Annotated in this window: 23 protein-coding genes; 9 read left to right on the forward strand and 14 right to left on the reverse strand. The window is 65.8% G+C overall.

What is annotated here, in order from left to right; all coding sequences use genetic code 11:
- Positions 1 to 49 precede the first annotated feature (49 nt).
- Genes EO136_RS16545 through EO136_RS16555 form a run of 3 tightly spaced genes read left to right on the forward strand, consistent with a single transcriptional unit; the run spans position 50 to position 3,817 of the window.
- Positions 50 to 793, forward strand: a complete 744-nt coding sequence (locus EO136_RS16545; protein WP_127145493.1) for a gluconate 2-dehydrogenase subunit 3 family protein — start codon at positions 50 to 52, stop codon at positions 791 to 793.
- A gap of 31 nt (positions 794 to 824) precedes the next feature.
- The gene (locus EO136_RS16550) at positions 825 to 2,585 is read left to right on the forward strand and encodes a GMC family oxidoreductase (RefSeq protein ID WP_127145494.1); all 1,761 of its coding nucleotides are present in this window, start codon (positions 825 to 827) and stop codon (positions 2,583 to 2,585) included.
- The gene (locus EO136_RS16555) at positions 2,582 to 3,817 is read left to right on the forward strand and encodes a c-type cytochrome (RefSeq protein WP_127145495.1); all 1,236 of its coding nucleotides are present in this window, start codon (positions 2,582 to 2,584) and stop codon (positions 3,815 to 3,817) included. The genes EO136_RS16550 and EO136_RS16555 overlap by 4 nt, the downstream gene beginning before the upstream one ends.
- Before the next feature lie 275 nt (positions 3,818 to 4,092).
- Here the strand turns inward: EO136_RS16555 and EO136_RS16560 are convergent, their stop codons facing one another.
- Complete coding sequence (locus EO136_RS16560; protein WP_127145496.1) at positions 4,093 to 5,646, reverse strand: sensor histidine kinase; 1,554 nt, start codon at positions 5,644 to 5,646, stop codon at positions 4,093 to 4,095.
- A gap of 385 nt (positions 5,647 to 6,031) precedes the next feature.
- Here EO136_RS16560 and EO136_RS16565 point away from each other — a divergent pair, with 385 nt between their 5' ends.
- Positions 6,032 to 6,367, forward strand: a complete 336-nt coding sequence (locus EO136_RS16565; protein ID WP_127145497.1) for a hypothetical protein — start codon at positions 6,032 to 6,034, stop codon at positions 6,365 to 6,367.
- A 19-nt stretch (positions 6,368 to 6,386) separates the two neighbouring features.
- Here EO136_RS16565 and EO136_RS16570 read toward each other — a convergent pair whose 3' ends face one another.
- Entirely contained in the window at positions 6,387 to 7,112 is a 726-nt protein-coding gene (locus EO136_RS16570) for a hypothetical protein (protein WP_127145498.1), read from the reverse strand.
- A 139-nt stretch (positions 7,113 to 7,251) separates the two neighbouring features.
- Here EO136_RS16570 and ku point away from each other — a divergent pair, with 139 nt between their 5' ends.
- Together ku and ligD are read left to right on the forward strand one after the other, a co-directional pair.
- A complete protein-coding gene (gene ku, locus EO136_RS16575; protein WP_127145499.1) occupies positions 7,252 to 8,109 on the forward strand; it encodes a non-homologous end joining protein Ku in 858 nt (285 codons plus the stop codon).
- Between the two features lie 3 nt (positions 8,110 to 8,112).
- The gene (gene ligD / locus EO136_RS16580) at positions 8,113 to 10,638 is read left to right on the forward strand and encodes a DNA ligase D (protein WP_127145500.1); all 2,526 of its coding nucleotides are present in this window, start codon (positions 8,113 to 8,115) and stop codon (positions 10,636 to 10,638) included.
- A gap of 27 nt (positions 10,639 to 10,665) precedes the next feature.
- On the opposite strand, the gene EO136_RS16585 is transcribed toward ligD, so the two are convergent.
- Both EO136_RS16585 and EO136_RS16590 read right to left on the reverse strand, forming a co-directional pair.
- Positions 10,666 to 11,748, reverse strand: coding sequence for an AI-2E family transporter (locus EO136_RS16585; protein ID WP_127145501.1), 1,083 nt, complete (start codon positions 11,746 to 11,748; stop codon positions 10,666 to 10,668).
- 173 nt (positions 11,749 to 11,921) lie between these two features.
- Entirely contained in the window at positions 11,922 to 12,665 is a 744-nt protein-coding gene (locus EO136_RS16590; protein WP_127145502.1) for a Crp/Fnr family transcriptional regulator, read from the reverse strand.
- 417 nt (positions 12,666 to 13,082) lie between these two features.
- On the opposite strand from EO136_RS16590, the gene EO136_RS16595 reads away from it, so the two are divergent.
- Together EO136_RS16595 and EO136_RS16600 are read left to right on the forward strand one after the other, a co-directional pair.
- The gene (locus tag EO136_RS16595) at positions 13,083 to 14,150 is read left to right on the forward strand and encodes an AbrB family transcriptional regulator (protein ID WP_164730656.1); all 1,068 of its coding nucleotides are present in this window, start codon (positions 13,083 to 13,085) and stop codon (positions 14,148 to 14,150) included.
- Positions 14,151 to 14,205: 55 nt separating this feature from the next.
- Positions 14,206 to 15,150: a LysR family transcriptional regulator gene (locus EO136_RS16600; protein ID WP_127145504.1), complete on the forward strand. Its 945-nt coding sequence runs from the start codon at positions 14,206 to 14,208 to the stop codon at positions 15,148 to 15,150.
- Here the strand turns inward: EO136_RS16600 and EO136_RS16605 are convergent.
- From EO136_RS16605 to EO136_RS16640, 8 genes are read right to left on the reverse strand one after another with little or no spacing between them, the layout of a single operon-like run.
- On the reverse strand, positions 15,131 to 16,828 hold the full coding sequence (locus EO136_RS16605; RefSeq protein ID WP_127145505.1) for a complex I subunit 5 family protein: 1,698 nt from the start codon (positions 16,826 to 16,828) through the stop codon (positions 15,131 to 15,133). The two genes, EO136_RS16600 and EO136_RS16605, sit on opposite strands and share 20 nt — an antisense overlap.
- Positions 16,825 to 18,303, reverse strand: a complete 1,479-nt coding sequence (locus tag EO136_RS16610; protein WP_127145506.1) for a complex I subunit 5 family protein — start codon at positions 18,301 to 18,303, stop codon at positions 16,825 to 16,827. Before EO136_RS16610 ends, EO136_RS16605 begins: the two co-directional genes overlap by 4 nt.
- Positions 18,300 to 19,787 (reverse strand): complex I subunit 5 family protein, encoded by a 1,488-nt coding sequence (locus EO136_RS16615; protein ID WP_127145507.1) that lies wholly within the window; start codon positions 19,785 to 19,787, stop codon positions 18,300 to 18,302. Before EO136_RS16615 ends, EO136_RS16610 begins: the two co-directional genes overlap by 4 nt.
- Before the next feature lie 3 nt (positions 19,788 to 19,790).
- Positions 19,791 to 20,105: an NADH-quinone oxidoreductase subunit K gene (locus EO136_RS16620; RefSeq protein WP_127145508.1), complete on the reverse strand. Its 315-nt coding sequence runs from the start codon at positions 20,103 to 20,105 to the stop codon at positions 19,791 to 19,793.
- Positions 20,105 to 21,034: a hydrogenase subunit MbhD domain-containing protein gene (locus EO136_RS16625; protein ID WP_127145509.1), complete on the reverse strand. Its 930-nt coding sequence runs from the start codon at positions 21,032 to 21,034 to the stop codon at positions 20,105 to 20,107. The genes EO136_RS16620 and EO136_RS16625 overlap by 1 nt, the downstream gene beginning before the upstream one ends.
- Entirely contained in the window at positions 21,031 to 21,339 is a 309-nt protein-coding gene (locus tag EO136_RS16630) for a monovalent cation/H(+) antiporter subunit G (RefSeq protein ID WP_127145510.1), read from the reverse strand. The genes EO136_RS16625 and EO136_RS16630 overlap by 4 nt, the downstream gene beginning before the upstream one ends.
- Positions 21,336 to 21,623, reverse strand: a complete 288-nt coding sequence (locus EO136_RS16635) for an MrpF/PhaF family protein (protein WP_127145511.1) — start codon at positions 21,621 to 21,623, stop codon at positions 21,336 to 21,338. The genes EO136_RS16630 and EO136_RS16635 overlap by 4 nt, the downstream gene beginning before the upstream one ends.
- Positions 21,616 to 22,119 carry a Na+/H+ antiporter subunit E gene (locus EO136_RS16640; protein WP_164730657.1) on the reverse strand — a complete coding sequence of 168 codons (504 nt, stop codon included), beginning with the start codon at positions 22,117 to 22,119 and terminating at the stop codon, positions 21,616 to 21,618. The genes EO136_RS16635 and EO136_RS16640 overlap by 8 nt, the downstream gene beginning before the upstream one ends.
- A 137-nt stretch (positions 22,120 to 22,256) precedes the next feature.
- Between EO136_RS16640 and EO136_RS16645 the strand changes: the two genes are divergently transcribed.
- Positions 22,257 to 23,225, forward strand: a complete 969-nt coding sequence (locus EO136_RS16645) for an aldo/keto reductase (protein WP_127145513.1) — start codon at positions 22,257 to 22,259, stop codon at positions 23,223 to 23,225.
- Positions 23,226 to 23,235: 10 nt separating this feature from the next.
- Here EO136_RS16645 and denD read toward each other — a convergent pair whose 3' ends face one another.
- Positions 23,236 to 24,225: a D-erythronate dehydrogenase gene (gene denD / locus EO136_RS16650; RefSeq protein ID WP_127145514.1), complete on the reverse strand. Its 990-nt coding sequence runs from the start codon at positions 24,223 to 24,225 to the stop codon at positions 23,236 to 23,238.
- Positions 24,226 to 25,266, reverse strand: coding sequence for a LacI family DNA-binding transcriptional regulator (locus tag EO136_RS16655; protein ID WP_127145515.1), 1,041 nt, complete (start codon positions 25,264 to 25,266; stop codon positions 24,226 to 24,228).
- Between the last annotated feature and the right edge of the window lie 85 nt (positions 25,267 to 25,351).

Here is a 25,351-nt window from a genome sequence, read left to right on the forward strand (position 1 = left end):
CCACCCTGCGCCCATTGTGCCTCAAGACACAATCGGGGCGGGGGGTAGAATGGTACGGATATCGCGGCGCGCCTTCATACGGCAGATTCTTATGGCCGGAACGGTCGTGGCGGGGTTCCCTGCAGCCGCCCTCGGCCGGCAATATCGCGGCGGCGAGGGCATGCCGTGGGAGGCAGGACAAACACACACACCCTATTACGGCACCGAACCCGGCACCTTCTTTACTTCGGCAGAACGCGCCTGCGTGGATGCGATCACCGCCCGGCTGATCCCTTCGGACGAGGATGGCCCCGGCGCCCGGGAAGCCGGCGTCGTCGAGTTCATAGACCGGCAAATGGCCGGCTTTTTCGGGCGCGGCCAGCGCTGGTACATGTCCGGCCCCTGGCCCGAGGGCCTGCCCACACAGGGCTATCAGAGCCAGTTCACCCCCGCCCAGCTTTACCGCGAGGCCATCGCCGCGCTCGATGCATGGTGCGAGACCAACAGGGGTGGCAGCTTTGCCGCGCTCGAAGAGGACGCGCAGGACGAAATCCTCACCGGTATCGAGAGCGGCGACGTCACCTTCGATGGCGTGTCCGCCGAGACCTTTTTCAGTCTCGTCAAGGAGAACGCCATAGAGGGCTTCTTCTGCGATCCGATCTATGGCGGCAACCGGGACATGGTGGGCTGGTCCTATGTGGGCTTTCCCGGTGCGCGCTACGACTATCGCGATTTTGTTCACCACGACGGCGCCCGGATAGACCTTCCGCCTGTCGCCCTCATGGGGCGGCCGGAATGGTCGGCGGCGCAATAGCAATCATTGCCAGCAAGGGGCGGGGAACATCATGGTGCAGAAAAAACCGGCAGTCGACGCGGTCCTTGTGGGGTTCGGGTGGACCGGGGCGATCATGGCCCAGCAGCTCACTGAGGCCGGGCTCAACGTCGTTGCGATCGAACGGGGAGGCTGGCGCGACACGCCCACCCATTTCCCCCCGACCATCGCCCAGGACGAATTGCGTTACTACTGGCGCCACGAGATGTTCCAGGAGACCGCGCGCGAAACACTCACCTTCCGCAACAATCCTGCCCAGCGCGCCCTGCCCATGCGCCGGTGGGGCTCGTTCCTGCCCGGCGAGGGTGTCGGAGGCTCAGGGGTCCACTGGAATGGCATTACCTACCGGTTCCTGCCCTCCGATTTCGAGGCTCGCACTCACAACGAGCAACGCTATGGCCCCTTGCCCCAAGACATGACGGTGCAGGATTACGGGGTCACCTATGACGAGCTGGAGCCCCATTTCGATACCTTCGAGAAGATCTGCGGCATCTCCGGGCGCGCCGGCAATCTGGGCGGCACTATCCAGGAGGGGGGCAACCCCTTCGAAGGCTGGCGCAGCGACGAATATCCCAATCCTCCGCTCGAGATGACTTTCGCCCAGGATCGGTTCGAGGAAAGCGCGCGGGCGATGGGGCTCCATCCCTTCCCCGCGCCGGCCGCCAACATGAGCCGGGCCTACACAAACCCGCTGGGGCTCTCTCTGGCGCCCTGCACCTATTGCGGCTTTTGCGAGAAATACGGGTGCGGCAATTATTCCAAGTCGAGCCCCCAGACCACCATCATTCCCGTATTGATGCGCAAGTCCAACTTCACCCTGCGCACCAATTGCGAGGTGCTCCATGTCGACAAACACCCTGACGGCACGCGCGCCACGGGTGTAACTTATGTTGATGCGCAGGGAGATGTCTTCGAGCAGCCCGCCGACATGGTCATTCTGTGCGCCTACCAGCTCCAGAACACGCGTCTCATGATGCTCTCCGATATTGGCGAGCAGTACGATCCGGTCACCGGGCAGGGCGTTGTGGGCAAGAACTACTGCTACCAGGTCATGAGCTCGGTGCAGGTATTTTACGATGACGCCTTCACCAACGGATTTGTCGGCGCAGGTGCGCTCTCGATGGTCGCGGACGACTACAATGGTGACAATTTCGACCATTCGGGCCTCGGTTTCATCGGCGGCGGCTACATATCGTGCAGCACCACCAATGCCCGTCCCATCGAATCCCGGCCCGTTCCCGAGGGCACTCCGGAATGGGGCAGCGCCTGGAAAAAGGCAATGCGGGAGAGCTTTCTCAAGACCACCTCGGTCGGCGTCCATGGGGCCTCGATGGCCCACCGACTCAACTATCTCGACCTCGACCCCACATATACCGACGCCTGGGGCCGGCCGCTGATGCGTATGACATATGATTTCACGGCCAATGACCGGCGCATGACCGATTTCATCACGCCCATTGCCGCCGATATCGCCCGCGGCATGGGCGGCCGGGAGATCAAGATCAACGAGCGCACGGGATCCTATGATTCCATGCCCTACCAGACCACCCACAACACCGGCGGCACCATCATGGGCCAGTCCCCGGCCGACAGCGTGGTCAACCGCTATCTCCAAAGCTGGGATTTGCACAATCTGTTCGTCATGGGGGCAGGGGCGTTTCCCCAGAACGCCGGCTACAACCCGACCGGTACGGTGGCGGCGCTTGCCTATTGGTCGGCGGACGCGATCGTGAACCAGTATCTGCGCGACCCCGGACCGATGGTGCAGGCATGACCAGATTCTCCCTTTTCTCCGCCCTTCCCCTCGCAGCAGCCGCCTTCTGGACCGGGTCGGCTGCTGGAAGTGAAGAGTTGTCCTTCAGCCAGGTTGAGCGCGGGCGCTATCTGGCCACTGCCAGCGACTGCATCGGCTGTCACACCGATTTCGAAAATGGCGCAGAGCCCTACGCTGGAGGGCGAGGCCTTGAAACGCCGTTCGGCGTCATCTACTCGCCCAACCTCACCTTCGACGATGAGACAGGGCTGGGCCGCTGGACGCGCGACGATTTCTACCGCGCGATGAACGAGGGCATAGACAGGGAGGGCAACCACCTCTACCCGGCTTTCCCTTATCCTTATTTCACGCTGATGCCGCGACAGGATACCGACGCGATCTATGACTATCTGAGCACGCTCGAACCGGTGCACAAGGAGAAGCCCGAAAACGAGCTGCCATTCCCCTTCAACTTGCGCCAGGCAATCCTGGGCTGGAACACGCTCTTTTTCGAGGAGCGGGAGTTCGTCTCCGACCCCGAGATGTCGGACGAATGGAACCGAGGCCGCTATCTCGTCGATGGCCCGGCCCATTGCGGCGCGTGTCACACGGGCAAGAACTTCGCGGGCGCCGATGTGGACGAGGAGTATCTGCGCGGTGGCGTGCTCGAAAACTGGCTCGCCCCCAACATTCGCGGCGGCGAGAATGGCGGGCTCGATGACTGGTCACAGGCCGAAATCGTCCAGTTCCTGCGCACAGGGCGGAACGATCACACTGCGGCCTTGCAGCGCATGGGCGAGGTTGTGGTGCTCTCGACCCAGAAGCTTGCCAATTCCGATCTCGAGGCGATTGCCGACTATCTCAAAACTCTCGACGACGATCCCCGCGAGATTCAGCCGTCCCAGGATAGTGCGGTGATGGAAGCCGGCGAGGCCATCTTCTTCGACAGCTGCGCCGCCTGCCATGCAGTAGACGGCACGGGGGCGCCGGGCCTGTTCGCGCCGCTCGATGGCTCCAACAAGGTCAATTCCGAGGATCCCACCACCGTTATCCGGGTGATCCTCGAAGGCACCCAGGCAGTCGCCACCGACGCCCATCCCGGTCCCTTGGCCATGCCGGCCTATGATTGGAAGCTCGATGATGGACAGATTGCGGACGTCGCGACCTATATCCGCAACGCATGGACCAACTCCGCCCCGGCGGTCGATGCCGGCACGGTCGAGGACCTGCGCGAGTATTTGTCCGAGGATTGACGCGCCAGGGGCGGGCAGTGGGGCCAGCCCGCAGCGGAAATTTAAGTGGTTCAGCAGGCAGGCCCAGTTTGACAAGCGCTAGCTCAATATAGCGCAGTTTTCGCCCAGCCCGGTTCCGAGCCAATTAAAGGCCCTCTGCTGCAAAGGCCAGGACTTATACCACCATCCGCTGCATGCGTGCCCCACACTCTCCTCGTGCGGTAGACCGGGCCCCGACAGCGCCTGGATCGTGTTGGGCGACGTCAATTGACAATCCCGGGACCGGCGTCCTCCGCTCAGCCCTCATCTTCTTGGGCGGGCGGCTCTAGAGGAAACACGAGGTCGAACCGTGTGCCGTCTGCACTCGAGAATGTGGTAGTCCCCCCGATCTGCTGGGCGAGCCCCCGGATCAGCCTCTGACCGATTCCCGTGCTGGGCGCATCGGGGTCAAAGCCTACGCCGTCATCCGAAATTGTCAGTTGCGCCTGGTCCGCATCAATGCGCTCGAGACTCACATGAATCGTTCCTGGTTCCCTGTCCCTGAACGCGTACTTGAAGGCGTTAGAGAGCACCTCATTGACGATCAGTCCCAGGGGCATCGCATTGTCGCGGTGCACCACCACGGGCTCGACGCCGATATCCAAGGCGATCTCGGCATGAAATGAGGCTGCGATATCACGGACGAGCTTGTCGATGTATTCTGAAACTTCGGTGCGCTCGAACTGGTCGTGGCGGTAGATGTGTTCATGAACCGCTACCATCGCTGCGACCCGTCGCGCCATCTCCTGCTTGGCCTCGGCCGGAATGGGCTGCATCTGCACCAGTGAAGAAATCGCCTGCAAATTGTTCTTCACCCGATGGTGGATCTCCCGAAACAGCAACTGGTTCCTGTCCAGCGCATGGCTCAGGCGCTCCTGGGTGCGCTGATCGCGCCGCGCAGCGCGCCAGAGCAGGAAGGCAACGATCAGCAGCATGATCCCGATGGGGCCGATCAGCCACAGCACGAGGGTGGCATTACGCCAGAAGCGATCCACTATGGCATCGGTCGATATGGCCGACACCGCGATCAGCGGAAGTCCAGGCACGGCGCGGTATGCGACCGTGCGGGCAACCCCGTCGATCGGGGAAGCCTGCGCCACGTATGTACCCTCTTCGGGGTTTTCGACCAGATGGGTCGTGAACAACTCGTAGTTGGCGAGGCTGGTGGCAGTGTCGGGCGCTGGATGACGTGCGACCAGCCAGCCGTCGTCGCGCACCAGCGACATCGTCGAGCCATTGTCCAGCGCAAGAGATTGGGCGAAATCCGATAACATGGCGTTGCTGATCGTGACTGTCGCAATGCCGGAGAAGGCGCCGTCCTGCTCGAGCCTGCGTGCCACCACGAACGCGTGTGCGCCGCCTGCGCTCATGGTCAGGAAGGGAGAGATATGGAGCGTCTGGCCTTGTGCGAGCGCCACAAAGAACGCGGACTCCGAGACGTTGGCCTGCTCGGCCTCGGGGATGTTGCTAAGTCGCAGGTTCCCGCCAGGGCCGTACACCGCTATCCCCACATCGCCGGGCAGATGATCGAAGGCGGCGGAAATATCATTGAGCGTATCGGTCGGGGTATCGAAATCCCCCGCTTCGAGTCGGTCATAGATTCGCTCGAGAGACTGAACGCTTGCCTCGATCACCCATCGTGAATGAACCGCCACCACCTGTGCGGTCGACTTCGCGGTTTCCTCGGCGCGCGCGATCTGGTCGCGATAGGCCTGGGAAACCACGACGGCCAGAATCACAAAGATGCACACGCTAAGCAGCGCGGCGAATGCTGCGGCCAGCGTTGCTGTGTTCAAATGGCGTTTGCTCACGCGGCCTCGTGTGCCCGACGGCTCGCCGTCGACCGTAGTGCTCTTGTTTGAGGTCACCCTTCGCCCTCTCGCTTCGACGCCTCTATGGCCCGCCCTCGGCTTCGAACACGCCGCCAGTGCCGCCGGAACCTGGCCCCCGACGTTACAGGCAGACCGACCCTACATGTGTTCACTTGTACGCACACTAACATAGGTAAATTGGAGCAGCCAATATTGGCTTGGGCGGGGCAGTGCGTTGCCCGTCGGGCGCGTGGCGCGTCGATAATCTGGGGATAACATGTGATTGCGAGGCGACATGGAGGCCGGACTTATCAGGGGAATGCGCCTTGGAGGTGAAACCGAACTGCAGCTTCTGCGTTGAGTTGGGCCAAACGGAGGATACGCTATGACCCGACGCCTTTACCGTCTAATTCCGCGCATTGCCCCCACTAGTTGGCTCTGGCAGGGTCGGACCAATTACGGTGTCGTACTGGTTCGCGCCGGTTCAGATGCCGACGCGCGGCTCGTGGCTGCCCAGGCCGAGCGCGAGCGTCTAGGTGCCGGGAGCCCGGACCCGCGTTGCGTCTTTCTCGACGATCAGGTCTATGACGTCCAGCCCGACCGTCTAGGGGTCTACCAGCTCGACGGTCTCAAGATGGTCGTAACCGGCACGCTCGCCGGGCTAGGCTGGGCGTGGGCGCCAGCACGTAGCAATGGCGGCACGCTCCACACCGTGGACTAGCAGAGAAGGGCCATCCTCCTCACGCGATGATGAATAGCGTCCCGAACAGGCCGGCTCCCGCAAGAAACGGGATAAGCCGGCCTTTGCCGCGCGCGGGGAGTTCCTCTTTGAGCACGTTGAGCATCATGCCGCCCGCCAGAAGCGCGAAGCCCGCGATCATCGCGGTCTCGGGCACCAGCCGCACTTGGCCGGCCGCAGCGCCTGCAACGACCGCCGCCGCCATCACCCATCGCCCGATCCTGTCGTAGGGTTTCTCGTGGCGAAGGCGCAGATCCTTGTCCACCACCAGCATGTGCAGCCCTAGCGCACCATAGACGGCCGCCGCGTCGACCATGTTGCGCGCCGGGTGGTCGGACAAAAGGTAACCGATCAGGAAATTGTAGAACCCGAACGCGAGGATGTGGACGCCGAAGTTTGCCCAAGGCCGCGCCCATGCCGTGGGGCCGTCCCCTCGCTTGGGCGCGGGCCCGTGCATTGGTATCGCCTTTTCTATCGCATAGTAGATGCAGGTGCCCGCCAGCGCCGTGGCAAATACCCATTCCCCCCGCTGCCAGCGATCCGCGTCTTCCCCCGCTAGCGTCGCGAACCGCGTGATGACCGGCAGGATGTGGATGAACACATAGGCCGTCGCGACCCCGCCCGCAAAGCTGCGCCAGGATGCGCGCCCGGCTTCGGCGATATTGACCCGCCCCGCCGCCAGATGGATCAGCGCCAGAAGGCAGGCGCCCCAGAATGCAGCGCTCATCCTGCCCTTTCCCAACTCATCTGGAGCCTCCGTTCTGCCCCGGCTCTGCCGGCGTTCGTCCGCACATCACTGGCCCTTGGGGAACCACTCAAGCCCTTCGCGGTTTCTTCCCCGCGTTGCGAAAAAGAGGGGTTCAGCCATGCCATCCGCCCGCCCGATCTGGAAGGGCCAGATAAGGCTCTCTCTCGTTTCGATCCCCGTGGAATTGTACTCGGCCTCGCGCACCGGCGCACGCTTGTCGTTCCGCCAGATCCACGAGCCATCCGGTGAGCCCATCCACTACGAGAAGGTGGTGCCCGGTATCGGCCCGGTCGACACGGACGACATCATGAAGGGCTTCGAATACGAGAAGGGCGATTATGTCCTCTTGACCGACGATGAGATCGACGCGGTCAAGCTCGAGACCCGCAAGACCCTCGAACTGGTCCAGTTCGTAGGCGGATGCGAGATCGACCCGATCTATTTCGACAAATCCTATTACGTGGTGCCTCAGGACGAGCTCGCAGAGGACGCCTTCCGGGTCGTGCGCGACGCGCTGCGCCAGTCCGAAAAGGTGGGCCTTGGCCAGATCGCCCTGCGCGGGCGCGAATATCTCGCGGCGATAAAGCCCAGCGGCACCGGGCTGATGCTCGAAACGCTACATTACGAGGACGAAATTCGCAAATCGGACCCCTTCTTTTCCGGCATCGGCAAGCAGAAGGCCGAAAAGGAACTGCTCTCGGTCGCCACCGAGCTGATCGAGCGCAAGACCGCGCCCTTCGATGTGAGCCGGTTCAAAGACCATTACCGCACCGCCCTGCGCGAGCTGATCGACACCAAGCTCAAGAGCCGCGGCAAGAAAGTCGCCAAAAGGACCGAAAAGCCCGCCTCTGGGGAATCCAAGGGCAATGTGGTGGACCTGATGGAAGCGCTCAAATCCAGCCTTGAGAAATCCGGCAAATCCGGAGCCAAACGCAAGCCCGCCGCCGCGTCCAAGACCCGCAAGAAGGCCAGCTAGGCCATGTCGCGCGCCACCGATCTTCTGGCCGAATACAGGACTCGGCGCGATTTCTCCCGCACCGCCGAGCCCGCCGGAGAGCCGGGGCAGGGGAGTGGTGGCAATGTCTTTGTCGTCCAGAAGCACGACGCCACCCGGCTGCATTTCGACTTCCGGCTCGAGCTCGATGGCGTCCTCAAGAGCTGGGCGGTCACCCGGGGCCCGAGCCTCGACCCTGCCGACAAGCGCCTCGCCGTGCGCACCGAAGACCACCCGCTCGATTACGCGACCTTCGAGGGCACCATACCCAAGGACCAGTATGGCGGAGGCACCGTCATGCTCTGGGATTTCGGCACCTGGACCCCGGTCGGCGATCCGCTAAAGGGCATAAAGGACGGCAAGCTCAAGTTCGAGCTCGCCGGTGAGCGCATGAAGGGCGGCTGGACGCTGGTGCGCATGAAGCCCAAAAAGGGCGAGAAGCGCGAGAACTGGCTGCTCATCAAGGAGCGTGACGACAAGGCGCGGGATGGGGCCTCCGAGCCCCGCGGCCAGACCTCGATCTCCACCGGACGCACCATGGCCGCCATCGCCAGGGGTGCCCCCGCAAAGAAGGAGGCCCCGGCCAAGACGGCGAAGTCGCCCGCCAAGCCCCGCACGGCCCGCATGCCCGACTGGCGCGAACCCCAGCTCGCCACCCTCGTGGACACGGTCCCCACAGGCGCGGACTGGCTGTTCGAGATGAAATATGACGGCTACCGCTGCCTTGCCGCGCTCGACGGCGACACAGTGCGACTCTACACCCGCAACGGCCACGACTGGACCGACAAATTCGGCCATCTCGTCGCCCCGCTCCAACAGCTCGGTGCATCCGGCACGCTGATCGACGGGGAAATCTGCGCCTTCGATGAGGACGGCAAGACCAGCTTTTCAGCCCTCAAGACCGCGCTGTCCGATGGCGGCCCGCTGGTCTTTTTCGCCTTCGATCTTCTCGAGCACGAGGGCAAAGCCCTGGCCAGCCAGACCCAGCGCGAGCGCAAGCAGCGGCTCGAAACGCTCATCGGCCGCCGCGCCCGCCATGATGCGCTGCAATATTCGCCCGATATCGAGGGCCGGGGCGAGGAGGTGTTCGAAGCCATCTGCAAGGCAGGCCATGAGGGCGTCATCGCCAAGCGCGCCGACGCGCGCTACCGCTCGGGCCGCTCCAAATCCTGGCTCAAGATCAAGTGCACCCTGCGCCAGGAATTCATCATCGTCGGCTTTTCCCCCTCCGAGAAACGTCGCAACGCCTTCGCCTCGCTGCTTCTGGCCACCGAGGAGGAGGGCAGGCTGGTCTATCGCGGGCGCGTGGGCACCGGCTTTTCCGACGATACCCGCGAACTCATGCAGTCCCGGCTCGATGGTCTGGCGCGCAAGACCCCGCCGCTCGAAGGCGTGCCGCGCACCATCGCGCGCGAGGCCCATTGGGTCACCCCCGAACTGGTCGCGGAAATCGCCTACGCCGAACGCACCCCGGACGGCCATCTGCGCCACCCGTCCTTTCTCGGCATGCGCGAGGACAAGCCCGCAAGCGGCATTGGCCTTGAAGAGCCCGCCGCCGCCAACCGGAAAAACGCGAAAAAGCCGCCACCGGACGCCGCAACCGCCGAGGCCGATCTGAGCGACGAGGCCGGCATTGCCGTCGCCGAGCGGCTCAAGCTGCGTCTCACCAACCCTGGCCGTGTCCTCTTTCCCTCCCAGGGAATCACTAAGGCCCGGCTCGTCGCTTATTACGACGCCGTGGCCGAGGCCATGCTGCCCCATCTGGCCGACCGGCCCTTGAGCCTCGTGCGCTGTCCGGCGGGTCGCGCCAGGCAGTGCTTTTTCCAAAAGCACGACGCGGGCGGTTTTGGCGGCGGCATCAAATCCCTGCCCATCGAGGAGAAATCGGGCAAGACCGGGGATTATCTCTATCTCACCGGCATCGAGGGCATCGTCGCGGCGGTGCAGATGGGGGTGCTCGAATTCCACATCTGGGGCGCCCGGCGCGACCTCGTTGAAAAGCCTGACCGCATCGTCTTTGACATCGATCCCGACGAGGGGCTCGGCTTTGCCGATGTGCGCTCGGCCGCGCTCGACTTCCGTTCTGCCCTCTCGGAGATGGGGCTCGAAACCTTCCCCATGGTCACCGGCGGCAAGGGCATCCATGTCGTCGCCCCGCTCAACCCGCGCCGCGCCGATTGGGGCGCGGTCAAGACCTTTGCCGCAGATTTTGCAAAGGACATGGCCACGGCCGAACCCGACCGGTTTACTGCCACCATGTCCAAGGCCCGCCGTAAGGGGCGCATGTTCATCGACTATCTGCGCAACGAACGCGGCTCGACGGCCATCTCCCCGTTCTCGACCCGGGCCCGTGAGGGCGCCCCTGTTGCCGTGCCTGTCACCTGGGACGAGGTCGAGACCCTCAAATCCGCCAATGGCTTCAACCTCGAGGCCGCCGTCGCCCGGGCGCGGGAGCCCGAGGTCTGGAAGGGCTATTTCGACCTCAGGCAGCCCTTGCCCCGGCGCTCCTGACCAATCCTGGCCCCCGGGGCAGCCGCGTCAGCTTTTCTTGCCGCCGTCCAGCGAAAGGTCGGTCTCCGCGCTCTCGGGTTCCATGCAGTGATCCTCCACGTAGAGCTTCTTGACGAACACCATGGTCACGATTGTCAACGGCGTTGCCAGAATGATCCCGATCGGCCCGAACAGGATGCCGAAGATCAGGATGGTGAACAGCCCTAGCACAGGCGGAAGCTTGACTGCCCGGTCCTGGATCAGCGGAACCAGGACGTTTCCCTCGATCTGCTGGATGACGATATAGGTGCCCAACACCCAGTATATGAGGTTGTCACCCTCTGCCAGCGCCACCAGAATGGCCGGGATAGCCGCCAGGATCGGGCCGAGAAACGGGATGAACTCGAGGACCCCCGCGATCACCCCGATGGCGAGCGCCGAAGGCACGCCCAGCGCCAGCATGGCGATCGTGACCGTCACCCCCACCGCTACCATGGCCGCGAACTGGCCTAGCAGCCACAGCCGCAGGGCGCGGGCCGAGGCGTTCATCGTGTCCTCGGCGGTCTCGCGATAGCGCGGCGGGATCAGCAGCAGCGTGCCGCTCCAGTATGTGCGCGGGGAAAGCGCGAGGTAGATGCCCGCCACGATCACGAGCACCAGCGCACTGACAACGCCCGCCATGTTGCCCAGCCACATGCCGATGCCGCCGGCCAGCGCGCTCGGCTCGATCAGATCGGGCAGCATTTCCATGAAATTGTCGCCCGCATCGGTCATGTTGAGCACTTCGCCCGCCTCGTTGATCAGGTCGGGCAGCCTGTCGGTCAACTCGATGAACTGGGTCTGGACCTGTCCTCCCAGCAGGAACAGAAAGCCCGAGACCACGAGCAGAATGGCAATGAGCGCACAGGCCAGCGCGCCCTTTTCGGGCATGGGCGTCGCCTTCATGAACAGCCGCGCCGTCCCCCGGATGATGGTGGCGACAATCATGGCGGTGAACGCCAGAAGCAGCACCAGCGAGAGCTGCCAGACCAGCAGCATCACCGCGGCCAGAACCGCCAGCGCGAACGCCAGGTGCCAGGATTTCTTGATCTCGTGCGTCCGCACGGGCTCGACGGGGGCCTGGTCGGTCATGGCGCCACGGGGTATAGGCGCACCTTCGGTCGTGCGTGAAATTGGGTCTTGGGCAATGAAGTCTCCCGGGGGCGGGTTGAAAGTGCTTTCTCGGTCAATCGCAGGACCAACGGAGCCCGCCCCGATCGGTTCCCCGCGGCCGCCCGTCGTGGCTGGCCGCGCGGGCGGCCGGGTCAGGCTGAAGCCGGCCGGAGAGGGGGCGGGGTGGCGGCCCGCATCTGAAGGTAGGCCGGAGAGAACAGCGCCAGGGCCTGGAGCTTTTCAAAGCTGGTCACCGTCACGATGCCGTTCTGGAGCGTTATCTGGTCCATGCGCCGCAATTCCTGCAGCGTGCGGTTCACATGCACGGTGGAAAGCCCCAGCGTGTCGGCCAGCTCGGCCTGGGTCACCGGCAGGCGAAAGGAATCCTGCTCGGCCATCCCCACCGCCTTGAGCCGCACCAGCAATTCGCAAAACAGGTGCGAGATGCGTTCGAGAGCCGTGCGCTGGCCCAGGCTCACCAGCCATTCCTGCACGATGGATTCATCGACGATGGTCGACCACCAAAGCGCCCGCATCAGCCGCGGCATGCGCTCGATCATCCCAAGCACCGCGGAGCTGGGAATGGCCCGCATGCGCAATTGAGACATCGACACCGCCGGCGGCGGCGGCGCGCCCGTGATGAAGCGGCGCAGATCGATGACGTCCCCGGGGACCAGATAGCAGAGAATCTGCCGCCGTCCGTCGCTCAGCATCCGGTAGCGGCAGGCAAAGCCGTCCTCGATCACATAAACGTCGCCATCCCCGCCGGTATCTTCCTCGAGCCCCTGCCGGGCCGGCAGCGTGATCGTCTGGCTCGGCAGGCTGAGGACCGCCTTGCGCTCGATCTCGGAGAAACCGAGATAGTTCTGCAGTTTTCTCAGAAGTATTTCTGACACGATTGCGTACTGTTCGCTCTTGTGTGAAGTGGGTCGCGGTTTGTCTGGCGCATTATCGGTTCATCGGGTCTGCGCTGCCACCACGAAAGCGCAACCAGCCGGGGGAAGTTCCCTCAGGCGACCGCAGCGGTATGCCCGCCTCCTTGAGGGCCCGTAAATCAACATGGGTTAATCTCGGCCGCGATATTGCCTTCGCCTTGTCCGACCGGTCTGCGCGGGCGCAAGACGAGAAGGCATGCTCGCCAAACGGCAGTGGGCAGCGCCGCGTTCAGGTGCTAGCCAGAACGCTGGCAAACGGAAGTGGTGCCATTTCCGCTTGCCCAAAGACACGACATCGAACGGTCGGGCCGCGCCCGCGATTGCTCGCCAGTCGCCGGGGCCGTCGTCAGCACCAAAAGCCAACGCCCCGGAGATCCCTTGCCCAGCTTCCTGAAAACTCTGGCCCTCAACGCGTTCACCATCGCCATCGGCTCGGTGGGCGGACTTCTGGGATACCTCGTGGGCCTGCCGCTCGGCTGGCTGCTGGGCGCCATGGTCTTCACCGTTCCCCTCGCCATGGCGGGCATCCCGACTGCCATCTCCCCCAATCTGCGCGCCCTGATGATCGCCGTCATCGGGGTGATGATCGGCAGCTCGTTCACCCCCGAGCTCGTTGCCGGCGCCAGCAGCTGGGGCGGCTCGCTGCTCGGTGTTGCCATCTATGTCACGATCATCGCGCTGATCGGGGTGTGGTTCTGCCGGCGCATCGGGCGTCAGGAGCGGATGACGGCGGCCTTCTCGGCCACGCCCGGCGGTCTGAGCGAAATGCTGATCATCGCGCCGACCATGGGCGCCGATGTCCGCACCGTCAGCCTCGTCCATGGCATGCGGCTGGTCATCGTCCTCTTTGTTGTCCCCGCCATCGTCACCTCCGTTGCGCTCCGGGCAGGCGGGGTCACCATGGACCGGAGTCTGGATCTGGCGCTGGCCATGCCGCTACCCGATGCGCTCCTGCTCGTCGGCTGCGCCATTGTCGGCGTGCCTCTGGCCCGGCTCCTGCGTTTTCCCGCATCCAACCTCACCGGCCCGCTGGTGCTCAGCGCCATCGTGCATCTCGCCCAATGGACCTCGTCCCATCCGCCCCAGCTCGTCATCGTGCTCGCCCAGATCGTGATCGGTGCGTCGATCGCACGGTATTTCGCGGGCGCGCGCATGGCCCAGATCGTGAGCGGGCTGGCGATCGGGGGAGGGATGACAGTCATCACCGTCTCGCTGGCCATCGCGTTCGCGCTGGGGTTCGAACACATTCTCGACATTCCCTTTGCCACCGCGCTCCTGGCCCTCGTGCCGGGCGGGTTGCCCGAGATGAGCCTGGTGGCCCTGTCCCTGGGCATCGATCCGGCCTTCGTCTCGGTCCACCACGTCTTCAGGGTCGTTCTGGTGCTCATCGTCGCTCCGGTGCTGATCCCGCGCTGGGCGCGGGCCGGTGCTGCCACCAAGGACTGAACTTTCCCCGTCGATACCCTATAGTGGGGCTCCAATTGAGAATCGGGGCCCATCCATGTCGCATTTCGATCCGGTAACCGCGCGCCTCGTGCTTGCCCTTGCGCGCGACGGATCGATTGCCAAGGCCGCCGAGCGCGAGAACATCGCACCCTCGGCGATCAGCCGGCGCCTCTCCGATCTCGAGGCCCGCCTCGGGGTGGTCATGTTCGACCGCTCCCCCACCGGCGTCAGCCTCACCCCTTCGGGCGCGGTCTATGCGGACCGTTGCCGCCGCATCTTCCGCGAGGTGGCGGACCTTGAAACGGAAATGGCGGTCTTTGCCGCCGGCAAGGGCGGGCGGCTGCGCATCTCGGCGTCGAGTTCCGCGCTCAGCGGCCGGCTGCCCGAGCTCTTGGCCCGCTATGTGCGCGACCATCCCGATATCAGCCTCGACCTGCGCGAGATGGTGGCGCGCGCCGCGCTCTCGGCGCTCGACGACGCCCAGACAGACATCGCCATCGTCGCGGACAATTACGACTTCGCACGCTATGACGTGAGCGTCTTTGAAGACGATCATGTCTGGGTCATCGCCTCGCCCGATCACCCGCTCGCCGGGGCCATCGCCAGGCGCATGCCCATGCGGTTCGAGGACGTGATCGGCCATGAGGTGGTGGGCTTTCACCATTCGGGCGCGCTCGACCGCCTGCTCCATGACGCCGCCCACCGGGCCGGCCGCACGCTGGGCGAACGGGTCAATGTGGAATCGATTCCCTCGCTGGTGCGCATGGTCGAAGCCGGGTTCGGCATCGGCTTTCTGCGCAATTCCTCGGTGCACCTGCTGGCGGGCACCGACGTGGTCCACGCCCCGCTCGAGGAAGAGTGGGCCCGCCGCAAGCTGCTCCTGGCCAAGCGCAGGGGCGTGCGCCTGCCCGCGCCGGTCGAGCATTTCGTCGATCTTGCCTGCTCGACCTATTCCGCCAACCCGTCCGCGGGCGGCGGTCCTACCGGAACAGCACGATAGCCGCGATCATCGCCATCATGGCGAGACCGGCCATGACGGGCAGGGCGAGGCCGGCTTCGATCCGGCTCACCAGCCTGCGCAGGGGCGCGCTCGAGACGCCGGGAAGCGACGGCGGCGCCAATCTTCGGCGGTGGGCGATCACATGGGCGCCCCGCCGCGCGCCGGCCACCACCCAGGGCGCGATATCGCCTTCCGCAAACCAGATGCGCAAGCGCACGAATTTCAGCACCAGCGCGAACCCGGCCAGCCCGACGCCCACCGGCCAGAGGCTCGACCACAACGCCCCCGGCGCGAGGTAATAGGACGCCTCATTGGCCATAAAGGCGCCGCCCACCAACCAGGGCAGCACCAGCGCTCCCACCGACGCCGCCAGCCAGGCCCCCGCCATCGCCAGCCCCGGTTCGGCATTGCTCATGGCGCTGTGCGACCGGCCCAGCATCACGATAAAGCGCGCCAGCAGCGCCGTGGTCCCGATCGCCGAGAGCGTCACCAGCAGCAGCGGAATCCCCTCGAACGCCGGCTTGATCACCGATTTGGCGATCGCCCCTCCGGCCAGCGGCGCCCCGGCCACCGAGGCGGCGACCACGCCCGTGGCGATGACCACGAAGGGGATGAGCCGCGCGCTCGAGCCATGTGCTACGCCGACCGCAAGAAACAGCGCACCCTTGGCCAGCGCGTGATGGGCGCAGTAGAGCGCGGCAGCCGAATAGGCCAGCGCCGTCTGCCCCGTCACCACCCCGGCGCCGCACAGCGCGATCACCACGCCCATCTGGCTGACCGTGGAATAGGCGAGCACCGCCTTGATCCGCTTCTGGCCCAGCCCCACGATCACCCCGCCATAGGCGCCGAAAAGCCCCAGCACGACGAGCGTCCAGCCCATCACCTCCGCATCCCCGGGGACGAACCGCAACAGCCCGATGATCCCCGCCTTGACGATGGCACCGCTCAGCACGGCAGATGCGGGCGTGGGCGCCGCCGGATGGGCGAGCGGCAGCCAGATATGGAGGGGCACGAGCCCGGCCTTGATCCCCATTGCCAGGACGATCGCCGTGAGCGCCAACCCGTTCCAGCCATCGGCGCCCAACACCGCGCGCACATCGGCGATCAGCAGCGAATCGGCGGACGAAGCGCCCACCATCAGCCCGGCCAGCAGCAGCGCCTCGCCGATCACCGCGAGCACGATATAGACCTTGCCCGCCGCCAGCGCCTCGTCTGTCCCCTCATGGACCACGAGGAAATAGGCGGCCAGCGAGACCGCGGCAAAGGCCACGTAGAACGTCACCACATCCTGCGCGAGCACCACGCCCAGATTCCCCGCCAGCGTCAGGCACCAGAACCCCACGAACACCGCCGGTCGATCGGGCCGCTTCATGTATCCGAGTGCATGGATGCCGGCCAGAAGCCAGAGCGCGCCGATGGCGCCCAGCAGCAGCGCGCCTTCCGCGTCCAGCCCGAGCGCAACCCCCAGCAGCAGGTCCGGAGCCCGCGTCTGGCCCGAAACCGCCCCGCTCAGCGCGAGGATCAGCGCCGGGATCGGGGCCAGCGGCAGAGCCATCATGACGTGCGCGCGCAAGCGGGGCAGGGCTGCCAACAGGCCTAGAACCAGCGGCCAGATCAGCGCGGCAAGCGGCAGAAAGGGCCCTTCGAGCAGAACATGGGTCAGCCCGGGCAGCGTCATGGCAGATAATCCCGTTCCACGATCAGCGTCGCCCAGCCCAGCGGGCTCAGCGGGGAGCCGGCCATCAGCCCGACGGCCAGCGCCGCGCCCGCCGCGATCACCGCCGGGACGATAAGCCCCAGCGGGCGCTCGAACCCGTCTGCTGGGGCGGCCCGATCCTCGGGCGCGGGCAGAAACCAGATCCGGTAGACCAGCGGCAGGAAATAGGCGGCATTGAGCAGCGACGAGGTCGCCAGCACCACCACCACCCAGTTCGCCCCGGTCTGGACAGCCCCGACCCCGAGATAGAATTTGCTCACGAACCCGGCCATGGGCGGAATGCCGATCATCCCCATGGCCCCGAGCGTGAACGCTACCGAGGTCCATGGCATGCGCGGCCCGATCCCGTCCAGCGCCTCGACGGTCTCTATTCCCGCCCGCTCCGCATAAATCCCCGCGCAAAAGAACAAGGCGATCTTCATAAGGCCCTGATGGACCAGATGGGCCAGCCCGCCGATCGCGGCGATCGGCCCGGCCAGCGCGGCGCCGAGGATGATGTAGGACACCTGGCTCACCGTCGAGAAGGCAAGCCGCTTCTTGATCTCGCTCTGCTCGAGCGCCCGCACCGAACCATAGAGAATCGTGAATGACGCCAGGATCGCCAGCGGCGTCGCCAGGCCGAGCGCCGAGACCGTCGCGATCCCGAAGACGTCATAGATGATGCGGATGATCCCGAAGGCGCCCGCCTTGACCACGGCGACCGCATGCAGCAGCGCGCTTACCGGCGCCGGCGCGGCCATCGCCGCAGGCAGCCATCCATGGAGCGGGAACAGCGCCGCTTTGACCCCCAGCCCGGCGATAAAGAGCCAGAAGATCATCTGCAGGCTCGTCTCTCCGAGCACGGAAAGATCGGTGCCGGTCGCAAATTCCACGGGCCCGGTGGCGCTCTCCAGCCAGATGATCGCGATCAGCAGCACGGCACTCGCCGGCAGCGCATAGGCGAGGTATCGCCGCCCTGCGGCAAAGGATTTCTCGTTCTGCTTGTGCACCACCAGCGGCCAGGTCGAGAGGGTCAGCATCTCGTAAAAGACAAAGAAGGTGATCAGCGTGCCCGAGAACGCGATCCCCGTCGTCGCCGCCACGCACAGCCCGAAAAATCCGAAAAACCGCGAAAGGTTCGGGCTGTCGCCCAGATAGGCGATGGCATAAATGGTGGTGATCAGCCAGAGCACGCCCGAAAGCGTCACGAACAGCAACGCCAGCGCATCGACCCGCAACAAAAGGTCCAGCCCCGGGGCCAGGGACAGGCGCGCTTCGGGCGCCGCCCCGTCCGCGACCGCCAGCAACAGATAGGCGACCAGCCCGAGTTTCAGCACCGCGCCCGAAAGGTTGACGATGCTGCGCAGCCGCGCGTGCCGCTCGGGCAGGGCGAACGAGATCAGCGCCGGCACCAGCGCCGCGAGCACGATCAGGATAGGCAGTACGCCACCGGTCATTCCAACCCCGCCTCTGCGGCCACCGACCGCCCCACCTGCAGGATGTCGTAGGGGAACTGCGAAGCCACGCCCAAAAGCACCGCAACGAGCGCAAGCGCAAGCGGCACCAGCTCGGTCCGCAGCGGGACGGAGGTGAATGTCCGGTCCGGGTCTGCGGGCGCGAAAAGGCTCGCCAGCGGCCGGTAGAGATAGAGCGCCGCCAGCAATCCGCCAGCCAGCACCACCGCGCCCCATACCCACGCGCCCGAGGCGAAGGCGGCCGTCAGCATCAGATATTTGGCCAGAAAGCCCCCACTCGGGGGCAGGCCCATCAGCGTCACCGCCGCCAGCGCGAACGCGAAGGTCGCGAGCGGCATCTTGGCGACGATGCCCCGAACATCCGAGAGCTTGTCCCCGCCCGCCGCCGCCATCATGGCGCCCGCGCACAGGAACATCGCCGCCTTGGCCAGCCCGTGGGACACCGCATGCACCATCCCGCCGGTCCAGGCGCCCGCAAACCAGGGCTGGGCCGTGCTGTCGCCCCCCGCCAGCGGGAAGACGAGAAAGAGATAGCCAAGCTGGGCAACCGTGGAATAGGCGATGATCAGTTTCAGCCGCTCCTGAAGCAGCGCCAGGATCGACCCGTAGACGATCGCCACCGCCCCCATGGTGCCCAGCACCAGCGTCAGCCCCGGTCCCGCCTGCCCGGGCAGGGCGTCGAACCACACCCGCACGAGGATGAAGAACGAGGCCTTGGGCACCAGCGCCGAAAGCATGGCGCTGGCCACCGCCGGCGCGCCCGTATGGGCCGAGGGCAGCCAGGCGTGCAGCGGAAACAGCGCCGTCTTGGCCGCCAGCCCCGCGGTCATCAGCCCTGCCGCCACCAGCGTTGGGCCATTGGTCTCCGCACTTGCCGCGATCAGCCCGATATCGAGCGTCCCGTACTGGGCATAAAGCAGCGCGGCCCCGAGCAGATAGAGCAGCGAGCCCACCAGCGCGAACATCAGATAGCGCAGCGCCGCCTCTATGGCCTCGCGTTTGCCGTCCAGCGCCACCAGCGCGACCGCGCTCAGGCTGAGCAGTTCGAGCCCCACATAGAAATTGAAGAAATCGCGCGAAAGGAAGATCGCGTTGAGCGCGGCCAGAAGGCAGAGCGCCAGCGGCCAGAAGCTGTAGCCTTTGCGCGTCTCGCGCCCTGTCCACCCGAACGGACCCTGGGCGACAACGAGCACGCCCAGCCCTATGGTCGAGGCCGCCAGAAGGAACATCGCCGATAGCCCGTCGGCCTCGAGCGCTATGCCCAGCGGCGGCGGCCAGCCCCCGATAGCCAGCGCCGCCCCGGTGCCCGTGCGCGCGACCTCCACCACCAGCACCAGCGATGCGACAAGCGCGACCCCGACAGCAGAGAGCGCAGCGGCCACGGCGCCGCGCGGAAAGGCGATGGCCAGGAGCGCGGCGAGAAGGGGCGCTGCGATCGGCGCGACGAGAAGGGCAGGGTGCACCATGTCCTATGCGTCCTCGTCCCGTCCCGCCGACACCCGGGCCAGCGCCAGCATCAGAGCGACGGCCAGCGCGGTGGCCGCCAGCGCGACCACGATGCCGGTGATGATCAGCGCCTGGGGCACGGGGTCCGCGCCCGTGGACGGCACCCGGTAGCCCGTCGCGCCGAACAGAAGGAAAATCCCCGACCCCACGATGTTGAACGCCAGCACCCGGCGCAGGGTCGTGGTCGGACGCATGAAGCCGAAAAGCCCCAGCCCCACCAGCACCGCGCCACAGCACCCGTAAACCAGCCAGCTCGCGATGATAGGATCCCCGCCCATCACTGTGGTGCCTCGCGCGGCGGGCCGAGCACCAGCAGCACCAGCGTCAGCGCGATCGATGCGGTCAGAACGATTTCGATCGCCACGATCGCCGGATAGGCCACCGCCTGGGGAAAGACGAGGAAGGCGCCCCCGAACAGCCCCAGCAGCGCCACCCCGAGAAACACCCCCGGGCCCATCACCAGCGCCCATCTCAGCCAGCGCGTTGTCACCCGGGGCGCATCGACGAGCCCGGCAAGGATCGTCAGGATCGCCACCGCCGCCAGGACCGTTCCGCCCTGGAAGGCGCCGCCCGGTCCGCTGCTGCCCGCCCACACGATATAGGCGCCGATCACCAGCCCGATCGCAGGCAGGAAGCGCCCGAACGATTGCAGCGTCCCCCCGGCGCGCGCGTGGTGGACGATGCCCGGCCGCTCGCCCCATCCCGTCTCGCTCGCCACGCTCCACACCCCGATCAGCGCCACGAGCAGCACGATGCTCTCCAAAAGCGTGTCGTAGCCCCGGAAATTGAGCAGCACTGCCGTCACCGGATTGCCGACCCCGCTCGCCTCGAGCTGGGCGAGCACCTCTGCAGTCAGCCCCGCGCCCTCGGGCGGAAGACCCTGCACCGCAAACAGCACCGCCGCGCCGATGCCCGCGCCCGCGACCAGCGCGATCAGCACCGCGCCCCTGGGCTCGCGCGCCATCGTGTCGGCGCTGCCCATCTGCCCAAACGCACCCAGCAACAGCACCCCGGTCAGCCCCGCCCCGATCGCCGCTTCGGCCAGTGCCACGTCGATCGCGTCGATTCTCAGCCACGCCACCGAAATCAGCAGCCCATAGACGATGAAGAACACGATCGCCCGGAACGTGTCGCGCCCCGTCACCGCCGCCAGCGCGCACAGGCACAGCAGCACGCAAACCGTGATGTCGAACCCGCTTGCGATCATCGGGTGCGGTCCCCGTCATCCTTGCGCAGATTGCTGACCAGCGCGCTGCGGGCGATCAGTTGCGCGGTGGTCCCCGCCGCGATCATCGCCAGCGCCCAGATCAAGACCAGCTTGATTGCGTTGCCCGGCGTCCCCGCCTGCAGCGCCAGTCCAAGAACGATCAGCCCGAGCCCGAGATTGTCGGCCTTGGTCAGCGCGTGCAGCCGCGAATGGGTGTCGGGAAAGCGCAGCAGCCCCAGCGTTCCGGCGGCAAAGAACGCCAGCCCGCCGAGAGTGAGCACCATGGTGATGGCGTCGAGGATCACGAAAGGTCGTCCTCCTCGGGATCGCCGGCTCCATTGGGGCTTGCGGCCTTCACGAACGCCACCGCCGCCAGCGCCGCGAGCAGCGCCAGCACGAGTCCAACATCGAGCATCGCCCAGTCCCCGCTCGCCGCCGCAAGGATCACCACCAGCGCGATTCCCGCCGTGCCGGTCAGCTGGGCCGCCATCATCCGGTCTGCGGCATCGGGCCCGCGCCATACGCGAAACAGCGCGCCCGCGAGGGTCAGCAGCAGCCCGATGCCTATGGCCAGATACCAGTCACTCATGTGCAGGTGCGGCCCGCCGCAGACCCAGCGCCCTGCGCAGCCGCGCTTCTTCGGCCACCACCTGGTCGCGGGCGCCGGGGTTGGTGTCGAGGCAATGGACCAGCAGGACGTTGCGATAGGAACCCGCCACCAGCGTGCCGGGCATCAGGCTGAATTCGCTGCCCAGCGTCGCCCGCAATCCGCCGTCCGGCAGGCTGGTGGGCACGGCAATCCAGTGGGGCGAAATCGGCATGCGCGGATCGATGGCCCGCCGGGCCACGTCCAGCCCGCCGAGCAGCGAGCGCCAGAGAAATCCCGGTGCCATGGCCGCCAGCTGCACCATATTGAGACGCGCGTCGCCCGGGGGCACCAATGCAAAGCTCAGCCAGGCCGCCAGCGTCGCCACCACCAGCCCCGCAATCACGTCGCCCACCGACACGCCCGCCATCGCCAGCCAGACGATGAAGAACAGCACGATGCGCTTGAGCAGGAATGGCGATACGGGCAGTGCGCGCAAAACGTCATCTCCGGGGCAGGGCGTCCAGCATAGTCGCTTCGCGGGCCAATGAAAATCGGGGCTGGAACAATCGCACCCTTGATCGATCACAGTAGCCATGTGAAGGATCAGGCGACAGCCAGCGAACAGGAGCCCCCATGACCGAACCGCAAATTCCCCTGGGGCCCATCGGCATGGGCTGCGCCAATATCGCAGGTCTCTACGCGCCGGTCACGCGCGCTGAAGCGATGGAAACGCTCGAGGCGGCCTGGAGCGCGGGCCTGCGCTATTTCGATACGGCCCCGTTTTACGGGCGCGGATTGTCCGAACGCCGCACGGGCGATTTCCTGCGCGACAAGCCTTCGGGCTCCTATGTGCTGTCCACCAAGGTCGGCCGGCTGATGCGCCCCGATCCCGCTGGCCGCTCGGTCGCCGACGAGCCCGCCGCGCCGCTGCCCTTCGAGGTGGTCTACGACTATTCCTACGAAGGGATCATGCGCTCGGTCGAGCACAGCTATCAGCGTCTGGGCCTGCCCCGCATCGACATCGCCTATGTCCACGATCTGGGCCGTTTTGCCCATAAGGACGCGGCCTCGGGCCATTTGCGCACCTTCCTCAATTCAGGCGTGCGCGCCCTCGAGGAGCTGCGCAAAAGCGGGGAAATCGGGCGCGTCGGGCTCGGGGTCAACGAGAACGAAGTCTGCCTCGACGTCATGGCGCATGCCGATCTCGACTGCATCCTGCTCGCCAGCCGCTACACTCTGCTCGACCGCACCGCCGAGGCCGAGCTGATTGCCCTGTGCCGCCAGCGCGGGACGCGGCTGGTGGTGGGGGGCGTCTTCAACTCGGGCATCCTCGCAACAGGCGCCTCGGGCACCGCATGGTTCAACTACGCCCCCGCGGATGATGATATCCGCGAGCGCGTCGACGCCATCGAAACCATTGTCGCCCGCCATGGGCTCACCCTCGCCGAGGCCGCGCTCAACTTCCCGCTCGCCTGCGACGTGGTCGATTCGGTTCTGATCGGCACCCACCGGGCCGCCGGACTGGAGCGCAACCTCAAGGCCCTGGGCACGCCCCTGCCGGCCGACATGCTCGACGAAATCGAGCCCTTCGTGCTGCGATAAGGCGTCCTGGTCAGCCCGGAAGCTGGCCGCCGAGTTCGTCCTCGATGTGGATGGCGATGATCTCGGCGAACGAGCGCTCGGCCTCAAAGCCCAGCGACACCGCGCGCGAGGTGTCGAAATCCCGCGCCCAGCCGTCCACCATCTCGGCGACCATCGGGTCCGGCTCGCGCCGGATCAGCGCCACGGCCTTGTCGCCCGCAGCCCGGCGCAGCGCTTCGATCTGCTCGGCCACGGTCGCCGACAGCCCCGGCATGTTCAGGCTCCGCCTGTGCCCGAGCGCCGCGGTGTCGATCCGGGCCGCATGCAGCAGGAACCCGACCGCCGCCCGCGGGCTGGCATGCCAGTGCCGCACGCTGTCCTCGACCGGCAGCACGGCGGGCAGGCCCACCAGCGGCTCGCGCAGGATGCTCGAGAAAAAGCCCGAGGCCGCCTTGTTGGGCTTGCCCGGACGGATGCAGATCGTGGGCAGGCGGATGCCCACCCCGTCGAGAATGCCCCGGCGCGAATAGTCGGCCAGCAGCAGTTCGCCGATCGCCTTCTGCGTGCCGTAGCTGGTGCGCGGGGTGAGGAAGAATTCATCGCCGATCCGGTTGGGGAAGGGGGCCCCGAACACCGCGATCGATGAGGTGAACACCACACGGGGACAATAGCGCTCCCTATCGCTCTGCGCACGGATCGCCTCGAACAGGAACCGCGTGCCATCGAGATTGATCGCATAGCCCTTCTCGAAGTCCTGCTCGGCCTCGCCCGAGACGATGGCTGCGAGGTGAAAGATCACGTCCGGGCGTAGCGCGGCCAGGTCCTCGGCCACTTCGGCGCGCGATATGTCGACCGCGCGCGCGTCGATCGCGATGCCGGGCGCATCCGGGGTCTCGGGCGTCACGACATCGGCCAGCGTCAGCGTTGTGATCGGGCTGTCGTTGAGCGTGCCGGTGGCAAGCAGGGCCTGGGTCAGCTTGCGGCCGACCATTCCGGCCGCCCCGATGATGAGAATATGCATCTAGGTCTCAAGTCCTTTCTGTCGTGCGGTGCTCTGGCGGATCTTGAGCTCGTGGCCCATGTCGAGCACCGCAGGCTCCGGTCTGTTGCCCTCGATGGCCGCCAGCAGCATCACCATGGCCTTTTGCCCCATGCCATAGCGGTCCAGCCTGACCGATGAGATCGACGGCATGCTGGCGGCAACCATCTCGAGGTCGTTGAATCCCATGATGCCCATCTGCTCGGGCACCCGAATCCGTCGGCGCTGGCATTCGAACAATATGCCCAGCGCAATGTCGTCATTGTTGGAAAAGGCGGCGTCCACCTCCACGTCCAGCCCCAGAAAGTCGGAAAACATCGCGCTTCCTGCGGAAACGGAGGAGGGGCGGGTGGTCGTGAAGATCAGTTTTTCGTCCAGCAGCCCCGCCTCGGTCAGCGCGTCCACATAGCCGTCGAGCCGGCGTTGCGCGCGCGGGTCCATCCGGGCCCCGAAAAACGCGATGCGCCGGTAGCCCGCCGCGATCAGGTGCTCGGTGGCCTCCCGGGCCGCCTTGCGGTGGTTGGACCCGATCATCATGTCGACCGGGTCGGCGCCCACTTCCATGATCTGCACGATCGGGCAGTCCAGTGAATCGAGCAGCACCCGCGCGGGTTCGGACTGGTCGATGCCGGTGATGATCAGTCCGCGCGGCTTCTGGGCGGCAAACAGCCGGATCAGTTCGTCTTCCTTGCTGTTCATGTAGCGCGAATTGCCGAGCTGGACCTGCAGGGGGGTGGAATCGATCACGTCGTAAAGCCCGCGCAGCACATCGGCATAGACGGAATTGGTCACCGATGGGATGATGACCCCGATCGTGTCCGTGATCGAGGAGGCGAGCGCGCGCGCGGCCGGGTTGGGAACATAGCCCAGCGTGTCCACCGCCCGCTTCACCCGCTCCACGGTCGAGGGCGCGACGATCTCGGGTGTGCGCAGCGCCCGTGACGCGGTGACGGCGCTAACATTGGCGGCGTGTGCGACATCGTTCAGCGTTACTGCGCTGTATTTGCGTGTCTTTTTGGACATAGTCTCCTCCGCCGCGGACATTATATCACTGGCCGGCGCTTGACAATGACATACGCTTTCATCTATCGAACCACAAGATCATCAA

The sequence above is a fragment of the Pelagibacterium montanilacus genome (assembly GCF_003992665.1).
GTDB lineage: Bacteria > Pseudomonadota > Alphaproteobacteria > Rhizobiales > Devosiaceae > Pelagibacterium > Pelagibacterium montanilacus.